The organism is Blautia sp. KLE_1732_HM_1032 (genome assembly GCF_025147905.1).
Lineage (GTDB): Bacteria > Bacillota > Clostridia > Lachnospirales > Lachnospiraceae > Blautia_A > Blautia_A fusiformis.
Genome location: NZ_CP102266.1, coordinates 1,724,963 through 1,738,742, shown reverse-complemented (window position 1 = coordinate 1,738,742; position 13,780 = coordinate 1,724,963). Strand labels below are relative to the sequence as shown.

Sequence of the window (13,780 nt, the reverse complement as noted above, 5' to 3'; positions counted from 1 at the left end):
TTTATGATTAAACAGTATAAGCTGCGGTTTTACAATTTTCGACTGGTGATCTTTCTCCTGGCGATCAGCTTTATTGGAATTCAGCTTGTAGGAACAGCTGCCGACTACCTTCGCACACGTCAGCTTCTGGGTGTGATCATCGGTGTAGTCTTTATGCTGATCCTTTCACTGATGGATTATTCCTGGCTGCTGAATTTTCAATGGATCATGTATGGATTTAATATCGTTATGCTTCTGGCTGTCCGGTTCTTCGGATCCAGCGCCAATGGTGCTGCCAGATGGGTGGATTTAGGTTTTATCCGTTTCCAGCCTACCGAGCTTTCAAAGATCATCATTATCCTGTTTTTTGCCAAATTTTTTATGGATCATGAGGAAGATCTGAATACCTTAAAGACTCTGATACAATCAGCTGTCCTTCTGGTCATCCCACTGATGCTGATCTATGTACAGCCGGATATGAAAAACACCATCACCGTAACAGTCCTGTTCTGTATTCTGATCTACATCGCAGGACTTAGTTATAAGATCATCGGAGGTGTAGCCTTGATCGCGATTCCTCTGGCCATCATCTTTCTGTCCATTATCGTGCAGCCGGATCAGAAATTGATACAGGATTACCAGAGAAACCGTATCATGTCATTCCTGTATCCGGAGAACGAAGAATACGCAGATGATATTGAACAGCAGAACAACTCAAAAACAGCCATCGCCTCCGGAGAGCTTGTGGGACGTGCTTTCAGTAATGACACCAGTGTTACATCCGTAAATGATGGAAACTTTGTTTCTGAGAATCAGACCGACTTTATTTTTGCGGTGGCTGGAGAGCAGTACGGATTTATCGGCTGTACTCTGATCGTACTGCTGCTGTTTCTGATCACCTTTGAATGTATCCGTATGAGCCTGCGGGCCAAGGATCTTGCCGGTAAGATCATATGCTGCGGTGTTGGAAGCATTGTTTCCATACAGAGCTTCATCAACATCTGTGTTGCTACCGGCCTTGCACCAAACACAGGTACTCCGCTTCCTTTTGTAAGCTATGGTCTTACTTCTCTGATCAGTCTGTTTATGGGTATGGGACTTGTTCTCAATGTAGGACTGCAGAGCAGTGCATATAATAAAGAATTACAGAAAAAAGGTCAGAAATCGGATACCTACTTTCGGAAAGAGGAATACTTATGACACGTAAAGAACCTGAAAAAACTCATGTACGTTCTGGCAATCCTTCCAGGGGTCAGGCTTCCCGGGCTGCACATACAGCCTCCAGGGGGACAAAAAGAACTTCCACGCCGTCTGACAAAACTGTTTCTGCCAGACGTAAAGCTCAGAATACCCGGATGAAACGGATGCGTCGTAAAAGGATCCGCAACACCATTTTTCTCCTTCTTCTGCTGATCGTACTATGTACAGCTGGCGGTTTTGGTGTTTACATGCTGAAGGGCGGAGATTTTTCCACTCCTGCAAATTCTTTCAATGCATTCTCCGAATTTGATAATACTCTGACTTCCAAAGAAGAACAGCGCGCGGCAGGTTTCGCCCATGATCTCTGTGTTGTTACAAAAGATGTTGCTCTGGATTCTGTCAGTCTGGATGACAGCCAATCCGGTGTGCTTCTGAATCTCAGTGATAAAAAGGTACTTTATGCAAAAGGTGCCTACAACAAGGTTTATCCTGCCAGCATCACAAAGATCATGACAGCTATGCTTGCACTGAAATATGGGAACATGGACGATACAGTAACGATCTCACAGGAGAATGTTACCCTGGAATCCGGTTCTCAGGTAGCTGGTTTCCAGGCGGGAGATCAGGTTACCATGGATCAGCTTCTTCATTGTCTTCTTGTTTATTCTGCCAATGATGCAGCATCTGCCATTGCGGAACATATAGGTGGATCAACAGATAAATTTGTAGAGATGATGAACAGCTTTGCTGCAGAACTTGGCTGTACAGGAACTCACTTTACCAATCCCCATGGTCTTCAGGACGAAAATCATTATACAACGCCTTATGACATTTATCTGATGCTGAAAGAAGCCTTGAATTATCCGGAGTTTACAGACATCACACAAATGGCATCTTATACAGTTAGCTATAAGCATTCCGATGGCTCCGATGCAAGTGCTACCTTACCCGCTACAGATCATTATCTTACCGGAGAGGCAGCAACTCCTAAGGATGTCACTATCCTTGGAGGAAAAACAGGAACAACCGATAAAGCCGGTAACTGTCTGGCACTTTTAAGCCAGAATGCTTATGGGAAGCCATTTATTTCCATCGTCATGGGTGCGTCCTCAAAGGATGTTCTTTATCAGGAAATGACATCCTTGCTCCAGAACATCAACTGACAGGATTACAAACAAAAAATAAAAAAGCAGATCTGTTTGAAATTTTATTTCGCAGATCTGCTTTTTTATTCTTTTTTTTACATTCAGTTAATTTCTACTGTATCATCGGTGCCATCACTGCCGGTATCATCGGTCTCACTGCTATCAAGATCCGTATCCGAAGTACCACTGGAATCATTGTCATCGACCACTTCACCGGAGCCACTGTCCGGATCTTCATAATTGCCTGCGTCTTCACCAGTTCCATCTGAAGATGTATCTGAAGTATCTGCTCCATTGGCTTCACTATCCGTATTGCCGTCGTAAGAATTATCACCTGGATCATAAGTCGGCTCTTCCGTGTAGGAATCTCCGTCCCCAGTATCGTCGGAACTCTCGGGCTCACTGCTGTAGCTGTCCTCTGTATAGATTGGAAAATCCGCATCAGCAGTTCCCTCTGATGTAGAATCTGTAACAGGCTCCGCCGCATTATTATCCGGAATAGCAGTAAGATGAGAAACCGTTCCATCCTTTGGGACGACGATATAGATTCCCAGCATCACGATACATAATGCCATGGCTAATCCGGCAATCTTCATTTCTTCCATATGTTTCATCGCTGATGATCTCCCTGTCGTTTTTTTGTATTATAGCACAGAATCACTCATATTTGTAAAACAGCCATGTATTTCTTTTGTTTTTCTGTAACAGTTCCCGAAATTTATTTCGCGATTATATAGACACACTTTCTCTGGGTGTTTATAATAAATAATCATATTTATTCATAAGCTTAAAGAAAGGCGTAACATTTTATGGGCGACTGCATTACCACATACACTGGAAAACATTTTGATCCGACACATCCGGACGAAGAGCTGATCTGCATTGAGGACATTGCACACGCACTTTCTCTTCTATGCCGCGGAAATGGTCATGTAAGGACTTTTTTCTCTGTAGGGCAGCACTGCATCCTCTGTGCCAAAGAAGCCGAAGCACGTGGCTATTCCGGCCGTCTTATACTGGCGTCCCTTCTTCACGATGCCAGCGAATGTTATATGTCCGATGTTCCAAGACCATTTAAGAAAAGTCTTCCTGCGTATCGGAAACAGGAGGAAGCTCTTTTAAACATTATCTATCAGAAATATCTGGGATCCGGACTTTCTGCCATAGAAGAGCAGAAGCTGAAGGAGATCGACAATGACCTGCTCTGGTATGACCTGAAATATCTTCTGAATGAAACACCGGACACTCCAAAACCGGTTGTCCATGTTCCGATCCAATACCGGCAATACCCTTTTTCACAGGTAGAAGAGGAATATCGGAACCTTTTTGATCAGCTGTCTGCAAAAATCTGTAAATAGATATAACAGACACACTTCATACAATTGAAAGAAGAACCCTATATGGAACGATTGATTTTTCATGTTGACGTAAACAGTGCTTTTCTTTCCTGGGAAGCAGCAAAAAGAGTAAAGATGGGACTTCCGGATCTGAGAGACATCCCTTCCTGTATTGGCGGAAACCCTAGTAAACGTACCGGCATCGTTGTCGCCAAGTCCATTCCTGCAAAAAAATACGGAATCCAGACAGGAGAGCCTATGGCTATGGCTTTTCGCAAATGTCCGAATCTTGTGGCCGTTCCATCTGACTTTGAATTATACGATAAATGTTCCAGAGCCTTCAAAAAAATCTGTGGATCCTATGCACCGGTAATGGAATCCTTTTCCATTGATGAGGTTTTTCTGGATATGACCGGAACCTCCTATATTTACCCGGATCCGGTGGCAACTGCCCATGAGCTGAAGGATAAGATCCGTACAGAACTCGGCTTTACCGTAAATATCGGCATCTCCACCAATAAACTTCTTGCAAAAATGGCCTCTGATTTCGAAAAGCCAGATAAAGTGCATACTTTATTTCCGGAAGAAATCCCTGTAAAAATGTGGCCTCTTCCAGTGAGAGAGCTTCTTTTTCTTGGCAGATCCTCTGAAAAAAAACTGCAGGACGCAGGGATCAGAACCATCGGAGATCTGGCTCATGAAAAAAAAGCAAAGATACAGGCACTTCTCGGTGAAAAAGCAGGACAGCAGTTATATCAGTATGCCCGTGGCCTTGATGATTCCCCTGTGAAAGCAAAACCTGATGAAGCAAAAGGATTCAGTCTGGAAACTACATTTAACGATGATCTGGTCTCACTGGAGCAGGCACTTCCGATCCTGCTGGAACAATGCGATATTCTGGCCGCCCGCATGCGCCGCAAAAAGAAAAAATGCACCTGCATTTCTGTAACCTTCCGTACCCTGGATTTTCGAAACAAATCTCATCAGACTAAACTGCCAAATGCCACCGATATCACAGAAGAGATTTACAGAAATGCCCAAAACCTCTTTCAGGAGTCCTGGATGAGACAGCCACTCCGGCTCCTGGGAGTATCACTGACCGGTCTTACGGATGATTCCTTTGAACAGCTGTCCTTTTTTGAGGATATTCACAAGAAGGAACGCCAGCAGAAACTGGATGCAGCACTGGATTCCATCCGTCTGAAGTACGGAAACGACAAGGTTACCCGGGCCAGTATCATGAACAGCACTACCCGGATCGGAAGGAAAGCAAAAGCACAAATGGAAAATGAAAGAGAGCAGTAAAGCTTGATTAAAATTGCCAGTTTTTTTCAAAAAGCTCTTGCAATTTTATTCACAATGCACTATAATTTGAAGCATATCAATAGCAATTTTATTCAAAATTATTATATGTGTCTAAGGAGGAAAACAGGATGGTTGAACTGATCGTAGGAAAGAAAGGCAAAGGAAAAACAAAAGTACTGTTAGACAAAGTAAACGGAGCTGTTAAGGACGCCAACGGCAGTATTGTTTACTTAGACAAGAGCACCAAGCACATGTATGAGCTGAACAACAAGGTCCGCCTTATCGATGTTTCCGGATTTCCGGTTAAAAATGCGGACGAGTTTGTAGGATTTATCTGTGGTATCCTCTCTCAGGATCATGATCTGGAGCAGGTATATCTGGACAGCTTCCTTACAACAGCCAAGCTTGAAGGAAAGGATGCAACCGAAACACTGGATCAGTTAAGTGCCATCGGTGAAACCTTCAAAGTTTCCTTTATTATCAGTATGTCTCTGGATAAAGAAGAAGTTCCGGAAGCATATCAGGATAAAATTATCTGCGCATTATAATAAAATTGAATATGAACGTCCTATTTTGTACATAAAGCATAAAAGAACGTAAATTTTTAAAGGGATCTGTCCTCAGGACGGATCCCTTTTTAACTGTAGGAAACTTTGTTTATTCTTCATTTCTGTGGTATACTGAAGAGCAGAATAAACACACAGGAGCGTTTCATATGAATCATTTACTGGAAAAAATCAAACAAAAAAATTCATCCGCATTCACCCACAGCGGGAAATTTCACGCAGACGATGTTTTTTCTGCCGCTCTGCTTTTATATCTGAATCCCGAGATCACCATCACACGTGGAAACCAGGTTCCTGAAAACTATGAAGGTCTTGTTTTTGATATTGGCAGAGGACAGTATGATCATCATCAGAAAGACAGCCGTATCCGCGATAATGGCGTCCCATATGCGGCCTTCGGCCTTCTCTGGGAGAAGCTTGGACCGGAAATCCTAGGTGAGGAGCTGGCACTAAAATTCGATGAATCCTTTGTCCAGCCTCTGGATATCAATGATAATACCGGTGAAAAAAATGAACTTGCCACACTGATCGGCAATTTTAATCCGGGATGGGATTCCAAAAGCAGCAATGACGAAGCCTTTTTCCAGGCAGTCAGTGTGGCAGGTATGATCCTGGAAAATAAATTCGAGCGTTACCTTGGAAATGAACGTGCAGACAGACGGGTGGAAGAAATTCTTACAGAACATGCTGCTTCCCTGGCTTCGGGCGATACCCCGGCAGAAAATACCAATATCCTTATACTTCCGGAATTTATTCCCTGCCAAAAACGCCTTTCGGAAACTAACATTGCTTTTGTGATCTTTCCGTCCAACCGGGGCGGTTACTGTATCCAGCCACAGAAAAAAGAATATTCCATGAATTACAAATGCAGTTTTCCTTCTTCCTGGCTTGGCCTGGAAGGCGAGGAGTTATCTTTGGTAACCGGTCTTAAAAGTGCAGCCTTTTGTCATAAAGGAGGATTTCTCATGACCTGCGGAACCCTTGAGGATTCTGTTCTTGCCTGCAGGAGCAGTCTTGCCGCCTTCCATGAAGAAGCTGTGATCGTAAGCCTTGGCGGAAATAAAGAAACAGACATGCTGCTTCAAAAGCTTCCGGATCTTTCTTCTGCCAGGATCGTACATCTGCCGGTTCCTCAATTACCGGAGCTGACTCTGAACGGAATCTACGGAGAACTCTCCATGGAAAAGACAGAATGGAAAAGCTTTATAAAAGACAGGATTAAAGAAATCCTCCGCTGCAAACCGGAAGCAGTTTTTGCAGATAATGCCATGTTTTCCCTGTATCCCATCGTTCATGCTCTGCGAAAAAAACATATTCCCGTTCTTACAGCAGTAGAAAAAGACGGACAGAAGCTTCTGGTACGGATCCCATCCGGTTCTTAAAGATCTTAAACATGTAATTAATTGTATTTACAGATATATTCACATTGCGTATTTATACAGAAAGAAGGCATGTTTATGCGAGAAGAAAAATTTAAAATGGAAAGACAGGGGCTGATCCAGGTGGGAGATAAAGTGAAGATCTCCGAATTTCTCTCTGCCACGAACTACAGCTATATCATTGAGCCTGCAGTAGCCATGTCTGGCTGCTACAGAAACGCAGACCGCATCAGATCCAAAGAGGGCATCATCAAAAGCATTGAGCATACGCCACGCGGCTTTATAGTTACTGCAGAATTTGACGAATAAACATATGTCCATCAGGTAAGATCCGGCAATTAGCAATATGCCGGATTTTTCGCTGAAAAACTGGCTGATTTATTCTGGATTATATTATAGGAATCTGGTATTATAGAGAAGATATTTGTGTAATTTCTCTAATTATCAGGAAATTGCAAATTTTTAGAACAGAGGTGTAATATTATGAGCTGGTACAACGAAGCAATCTTCTACCATATTTATCCACTTGGACTTACAGGCGCTCCAAAAGAAAATGATTACGGAACTCCTGTACATCGACTGAACACACTGCTGCCGTGGATCGACCACATCAAAGAGATCGGATGTACTGCCTTATATATAGGGCCGCTTTTTGAAAGTGTCGGACATGGCTATGAGACAACCGATTACAAAAAACTGGATTCCCGTCTTGGAACCAATAAAGATCTCACCAATTTTGTAAAAGCCTGCCATGAAAAAGGCATCCGCGTGATCTTTGATGGTGTATTCAACCATACAGGCCGTGATTTCTTCGCTTTTAAGGATATCCAGAAAAACCGTGAGCATTCCCCTTACGTTAACTGGTACTGTAATGTAAATTTCGGCGGAAATACCGAATATAATGACGGTTTTTCCTATGAAAACTGGGGTGGATACAATCTTCTTGTAAAGCTGAACCAGCGCAATCCGGAAGTACAGAACTATATCTGTGATGTGATCCGTTTCTGGGTTTCCGAATTTGATATTGATGGAATCCGCCTGGATGCCGCTGATGTTCTGGATTTTGATTTCATGCGTATTCTACGTCATACCGCAGATGAGGTTAAGAAAGACTTCTGGCTTATGGGAGAGGTCATTCACGGAGATTACAGCCGCTGGGTAAACGGACAGACTCTTCACAGTGTAACTAACTATGCCCTTCACAAGGCACTTTACAGCGGACATAATGACCACAACTATTTTGAAATTGCTCATACAGTAAAATATCTTCAGAATATGGGAGATCTGGACCTCTACAATTTCGTGGACAACCATGACGTAGAGCGAATTCATACCAAATTGCAGAACAAAGCACATTTTGCTCCTGTACATGTACTTCTTTATACTTTACCTGGCGTTCCAAGCATTTATTACGGCTCAGAATTTGGTATTGACGGAAAAAAAGAAAAATTTTCCGATGCCAGCTTACGTCCGGCACTTGATCTTAACGATTATGCGGATGCTGCAACAAAGAACCCATGTACTGCACTGATCGCAGCCCTCGGAAAAGTCCGTCAGGGAACTCCTGCATTAAGCTATGGTTCCTATGCAGAGCTGGCTCTTACAAACCGCCAGTTTGCTTTTGCAAGAGATCTGGATGGCATGCGTGTGATCGTCACAGTAAATAACGATGACAGCGATGCAGAAATGAATCTTCCAACAGGAAGCGCACCGGAATACGTAGGCGCACTCACCGGCCAGAAAGTTTCCGCCCAGGGTGGACGTATCCGTGTCCGTGTTGCAGCAAACAGCGGTGAGATCTGGCTTCCGGCCGGAGATATGCCAGAATACAAGCCAGTCCAGACAGAAATCCCGGAAATGGCTGCAGCAAAAGAGGAAATCACTGCACCTGAGGAAGAAGAGAACCAGACTGCTGAAAATGGCACTGTAACAGAAGCTGCCCCGGAAAAAGAAGCTTCAAACGCTGAAAATCCAGATAAAGCTTCTGACAATACAGCAAACTCAGCGAATGTTCCGTCAACTCCTGCAGCAGAGTCCTCCAATCTGCAGGAAACGGCCGCTGCACCAAATCCGCACAAAACGCCGGAAGAAATGACAGTAGGAGAACTTCAGGCTGCTATCCTTGCAAAAATGGCAGGAAACGGACCCGTAGATGACCAGATGAAAAAGACCGTATACGACAACATCTGGCATGATTCTCTTGTAAACTGGCTGAAGAGCTTCCGATAGGAAAAGAATAATAAAGTAAGATTCCATAAAAAACAAGGCAATCCGATCATATCTTATGCGGTAAGCCTTGTTTTTTTGTGAAAACAGACATTTATTTTACATAATATATATTATGTATAGTTATGATCCTGTTTTTCTGTAATTTAGGAGAACAAAAAAACAGCAGAGATTTCCAACTTAAATAGGTCAGAAATCCCCACTGCTTTTATCATTCTGTTTATTATCTCTCATCAAAAGGTACAAAATCTGCATGATGCCCCACATACTTATAGGCAGGACGGATGATCTTATTGGCACTGATCAGCTCTTCCAGACGATGTGCACTCCAGCCAGGCATACGTGCGATGGCAAAGATCGGAGTAAAAAGTTCTTCCGGGATACCAAGCATTGAGTAAACGAAGCCACTGTAGAAGTCAACATTTGCGCAAACATTTTTGAACAGCTTTCTGTGTTCCATGACCAGTTTTCCGGCAATACCCTCAACCTTATCATAGAGCTTAAATTCATCTATCATTCCTTTTTCCTCTGCAAGAGCCTGTGCAAAACGTTTCAGGATCACTTCTCGCGGATCGGAGAGTGTATAAACTGCATGTCCCATACCATAGATCAGACCTGCATGATCAAATGCTTCTTTATTCAGTATTTTCTGCAGATATGCTGTGATCTCCTCATCACTTTCCCAGTCCTTTACATTGGCCTTCAGATCTGTAAACATGTTCTGGACCTTCAGGTTGGCACCACCATGACGCGGTCCCTTCAGTGAACCGATGGATGCAGAGGTAGAAGAGTAGCTGTCTGTTCCGGAAGATGTTACTACATGTGTGGTAAAAGTAGAGTTATTACCACCGCCGTGCTCTGCATGAAGTACAAGTGCGATATCAAGGACCTTGGCCTCAAGCTCTGTATAATTGCCGTCCGGACGAAGCATCAGAAGGATATTCTCGGCAAGTGAAAGCCCCTTCTGCGGATTGCGGATAAAAAGTGTCTCGTCTTTACGGAAATGACGGTATGCGTGATAGGAGTAAACCGCGATTTCAGGAAGCTTAGCGATCAGTTCCAGAGACTGGCGGAGTACATTCTCCACAGAAATATCTTCCGGGTTATCATCATATGTATAGAGAGCAAGTACGCAGCGCTCCATAGCATTCATAATATTGGCATTGGTTCCCTTCATGACAACGTCACGGACAAAACGTCCTCCCAGATCCTCCATGTCAGAAAGAAGCTCAAGAAATCTGGAAAGCTCTTCCTTGCTGGGAAGCTTACCGAAAATCAGAAGATAGATCGTCTCCTCAAAACCAAAACGTCTGTCCTTCAGTCCGTTTACGATATCCTGCACATCGATTCCCCGGTAATACAATGCACCGTCTGCAGGAATACGTCTGCCATTGACCAGCTTATAGCCGGTAACATCGGAAATCTCAGTAAGACCTGTGAGAACACCTTTACCTGCGGAATCACGAAGTCCTCTTTTTACATCGTATTCCACATAAAGGTTGGGATCGATGTGATGATTCTCTACCAGTTCCTTTTCAAAGAATTTCATTCTGCCTTTCAGCTGTTCGGAGTCCTCCAGACTCATCATTTCATGCTTTTTTTCCATAATTTTTTCCTCGTTTCCCCATTGTATATTAAAAAACACTGATACAGTTAAGATTGGTTACATCTTTGTAATCAGTGTTCGGGTATGGCATACATTTGTGTTTACCTGGTTAATAATTCTACAGTAAAAGTTTCGAAAATGCAAGAGGGTATTTCTTTTTTTCGTGTATAAATATTCATAATATGACCTAATTCATCTATTATTACATTTATTCATCAAAATCCGTCTGGTTTCCACAACGAATCTATGTTATGATTATTCCGTAATTTTTCTTATAATAGTAGTTTGTTTCACATCGGACTGCTGCCGCCTATCTCTTTCACTTGCTGTCGGAATCGGATTCACCACAGCAAGTGAGAGCGGGATCTGGGATATTTTCCCGTCGATCATACAGTCCGTTTTTGCGCAAAATGTAGTTGCTGTTGTATTTATCATATCCATTGTTTTAAGCTGTATCCTGCCTGAAAACATGGACATTGAAAAGATCAAGGAATAGGGATGTAAAAATGTTTAAAATTCTCATTGCGGAAGATGACCTGGAACTCCGCCAACTTTTCCGGCATGTCCTCTTAAAAAACGGTTATACAGTAAAAGGGGTCTCTGACGGACAGGAAGCGCTGGATGTCCTGGAAAAAGATTATTACGATCTGATCATTTCGGACATAATGATGCCCAACATGGATGGCTATGAACTGGTCCGCTCACTCAGAGATGCCGGAGATTCCATTCCTGTACTTATGGTCACTGCCAAAGATGCTTTTGATGATATGCGTATGGGATTTCTGTCCGGTACCGATGATTATATGGTGAAACCGGTCAATATCAATGAACTGGTTTTGCGGGTAGGTGCACTTCTCCGCAGAGCACAGATGATCAATGAGCGGAAACAGCGAATCGGAGATACCATTTTGGAGTGCGATTCCCTGACGGTCTCCACCTCCTCGGAAAGTATGGTACTTCCTCAGAAAGAATTCATGCTCTTATATAAGATGGTTTCTTTTCCGGGAAAAATCTTTACCCGGCAACAGCTTATGGATGATATCTGGGGATATGATTCCGCAAGCGATGCCCACACAGTAGATGTCCACATCGGAAGGCTTCGGGAACGCTTCCGCGATAATCCGGATTTTAAGATCGTGACGATCCGTGGAGTTGGATATAAGGTGGTAAAGGCATGAAAAAGAAACCCTTCATAAATTTAAGCATTCGTTTACGTTTTATCTTTATGATCATGTTGGAGCTTGTCTGTGTATCTCTGATATCCTGGCTTGTTATGGATGTACTGCATATTTCAGCTGTTCCGAACATCGTATGGATCATCCTGGCCAGCGTGACCGCAGGGGGTGTCCTTAACAACTTTCTCAGTATCCGGTATTTCGGTCCTGTACTAAAGCTGAAAAAAGCCATGCAACAGGTTGCTGAAGGCGATTTTTCCGTCCGACTGGAAACGGAAAAGCAAATGAAGGAAATCCGGGATATTTATTCTAATTTCAATCTGATGGTCCAGGAACTGGAAGCAACGGAGATTCTACAGACAGACTTTGTTTCCAATGTTTCCCACGAATTCAAAACTCCCATCAGTGCTATTGAGGGTTATGCAACTCTGCTGCAGGATGATGACATGCCTATATCAGAAGAGCAGGAGCAGTACATCAGCAAAATCCTCTTTAACACCAGAAGGCTTTCCCACCTGGCAGGAAATATCCTGCTGCTGTCCAAAATCGAACACCAGTCGATCCAGACCCGTCAGAACTGGTACCGTCTGGATGAGCAGATCCGACAATCCATTGTTATGATGGAACCGAAATGGTCAGAAAAAGAAATTGAATTTGATGTGGACATGATGGATGTGGAGTATCTTGGAAACGAAAATCTCATCTGTCATGTATGGGACAATCTGCTTTCCAATGCTATCAAATTCAGTCCCTGTGGTGGTACGATCTATATCCGGATGATGCCGGAAGGAGAAAAGATCCGTTTTTCCATAGAAAACGAAGGCCCCCAGATCAGTGAATACTCCATGAAACATATCTTTGACAAATTTTACCAGGGCGACAGTTCCCATAAACAGGAGGGAAACGGTCTTGGACTTGCCCTTGTAAAACAGATCCTGAACCTGTGTAAGGGAACCGTTTCCGTGGAAAATATTCCCGGAAGCGGCTGTCGTTTTACTGTTATACTGTAAAACAAATATTTTACACATATCCATAAAACCCAAAAACAGCGGACACCTTATTTTTCATGAGGTTCTTCCGTTGTTTTTTTATTTTATATAAACTTTTTCATAAACTTCAACAATTGTTGAGAAACAGTTGATGTTAAGTTGCAGATCATCTTTTAAAGTATAGGATAGTTATTTATGAAAAAATACAGGAGATATGGACTATGTTATTAAAAAAAGCACCTGCCTACCGGAAAGCAGAAAAGGAAGATTTTTCAATAATCCGGGAATTTATCCGAAGAAATTATAAAGACCGCTGGGAGTTTGAGGAAACACATACCGAAAAACGTCTGACCAGACTTTTCTTTTACACCTATATGATATACAGAGATAGCGTTACCGTGGCAACCTACCGGGATCAGGTAGTTGGGGTGCTCATTACCGGTAAAGAATCTCATGGCCATTTTGCCCCGGTTTTCCGTTTGAAAAAAGGCTATCATTTCCTGCGCCTGAAGTTTACTAAGGAAGGCCGGAAGAATCTGGAGCATTTTAACAAACTTCAGGATATGAAAAAACAATTGACTGTTTCCCCGGAGAAACCGACTCCCGGAAATATCCTCTTTCTTTATGTAAGCAAAGATTACCGCAGAAACGGAATCGGTACCGGGCTTCTCAAACAGATTTCAACAGAGAAGGATACGGATTATTCCATATATATGGACCAGCTGGATCAAAGAACCTTTATGGAAAGTCATGGTTTCGTAAAGAAAAACGAGGTTTCCCAGATGCGGGAGCTGAACAAAAAACGCTTCCGGGAAAGTGTAGCTCTTTATAAAAAAGAGCCGCATTGCGAAACACATTCATAAATTACGCAGG

The 13,780-nt window shown here is 43.0% G+C and carries 13 protein-coding genes and 1 pseudogene; 12 read left to right on the top strand and 2 right to left on the bottom strand.

What is annotated here, in order from left to right; all coding sequences use genetic code 11:
• The first annotated feature begins 3 nt into the window (after positions 1–3).
• Positions 4–1,179: an FtsW/RodA/SpoVE family cell cycle protein gene (locus NQ489_RS08230; protein ID WP_015525128.1), complete on the top strand. Its 1,176-nt coding sequence runs from the start codon at positions 4–6 to the stop codon at positions 1,177–1,179.
• Positions 1,176–2,342 (top strand): D-alanyl-D-alanine carboxypeptidase family protein, encoded by a 1,167-nt coding sequence (locus NQ489_RS08225; RefSeq protein ID WP_021652037.1) that lies wholly within the window; start codon positions 1,176–1,178, stop codon positions 2,340–2,342. The genes NQ489_RS08230 and NQ489_RS08225 overlap by 4 nt, the downstream gene beginning before the upstream one ends.
• Before the next feature lie 83 nt (positions 2,343–2,425).
• Here the strand turns inward: NQ489_RS08225 and NQ489_RS08220 are convergent, their stop codons facing one another.
• Positions 2,426–2,938, bottom strand: coding sequence for a hypothetical protein (locus NQ489_RS08220; protein ID WP_021652038.1), 513 nt, complete (start codon positions 2,936–2,938; stop codon positions 2,426–2,428).
• A gap of 195 nt (positions 2,939–3,133) precedes the next feature.
• Between NQ489_RS08220 and NQ489_RS08215 the strand changes: the two genes are divergently transcribed.
• The 6 genes from NQ489_RS08215 to NQ489_RS08190 all read left to right on the top strand — a co-directional run bounded on the left by NQ489_RS08215 (position 3,134) and on the right by NQ489_RS08190 (position 9,140).
• Positions 3,134–3,682 carry a hypothetical protein gene (locus NQ489_RS08215; RefSeq protein ID WP_021652040.1) on the top strand — a complete coding sequence of 183 codons (549 nt, stop codon included), beginning with the start codon at positions 3,134–3,136 and terminating at the stop codon, positions 3,680–3,682.
• 42 nt (positions 3,683–3,724) lie between these two features.
• Complete coding sequence (locus tag NQ489_RS08210; protein WP_021652041.1) at positions 3,725–4,966, top strand: DNA polymerase Y family protein; 1,242 nt, start codon at positions 3,725–3,727, stop codon at positions 4,964–4,966.
• Between the two features lie 128 nt (positions 4,967–5,094).
• Positions 5,095–5,514, top strand: a complete 420-nt coding sequence (locus tag NQ489_RS08205) for a hypothetical protein (protein ID WP_021652042.1) — start codon at positions 5,095–5,097, stop codon at positions 5,512–5,514.
• A 167-nt stretch (positions 5,515–5,681) separates the two neighbouring features.
• Entirely contained in the window at positions 5,682–6,914 is a 1,233-nt protein-coding gene (locus tag NQ489_RS08200) for an MYG1 family protein (protein ID WP_021652043.1), read from the top strand.
• Positions 6,915–6,989: 75 nt separating this feature from the next.
• Positions 6,990–7,220, top strand: coding sequence for a hypothetical protein (locus tag NQ489_RS08195; RefSeq protein ID WP_015525138.1), 231 nt, complete (start codon positions 6,990–6,992; stop codon positions 7,218–7,220).
• A gap of 174 nt (positions 7,221–7,394) precedes the next feature.
• Positions 7,395–9,140 (top strand): alpha-amylase family glycosyl hydrolase, encoded by a 1,746-nt coding sequence (locus NQ489_RS08190; RefSeq protein ID WP_021652045.1) that lies wholly within the window; start codon positions 7,395–7,397, stop codon positions 9,138–9,140.
• Between the two features lie 220 nt (positions 9,141–9,360).
• Here NQ489_RS08190 and NQ489_RS08185 read toward each other — a convergent pair whose 3' ends face one another.
• Complete coding sequence (locus tag NQ489_RS08185) at positions 9,361–10,743, bottom strand: citrate/2-methylcitrate synthase (RefSeq protein WP_022427281.1); 1,383 nt, start codon at positions 10,741–10,743, stop codon at positions 9,361–9,363.
• 310 nt (positions 10,744–11,053) lie between these two features.
• Here NQ489_RS08185 and NQ489_RS17825 point away from each other — a divergent pair.
• The 4 genes and pseudogenes from NQ489_RS17825 to NQ489_RS08165 form a co-directional block, all read left to right on the top strand.
• Positions 11,054–11,239, top strand: a pseudogene (locus NQ489_RS17825) (purine permease); the annotation flags it as partial.
• 10 nt (positions 11,240–11,249) lie between these two features.
• A complete protein-coding gene (locus NQ489_RS08175) occupies positions 11,250–11,921 on the top strand; it encodes a response regulator transcription factor (RefSeq protein WP_021652048.1) in 672 nt (223 codons plus the stop codon).
• Positions 11,918–12,928 (top strand): HAMP domain-containing sensor histidine kinase, encoded by a 1,011-nt coding sequence (locus NQ489_RS08170; RefSeq protein ID WP_021652049.1) that lies wholly within the window; start codon positions 11,918–11,920, stop codon positions 12,926–12,928. Before NQ489_RS08175 ends, NQ489_RS08170 begins: the two co-directional genes overlap by 4 nt.
• Positions 12,929–13,128: 200 nt before the next feature.
• Complete coding sequence (locus NQ489_RS08165; protein WP_021652050.1) at positions 13,129–13,770, top strand: GNAT family N-acetyltransferase; 642 nt, start codon at positions 13,129–13,131, stop codon at positions 13,768–13,770.
• The last annotated feature ends 10 nt before the right edge of the window (positions 13,771–13,780 follow it).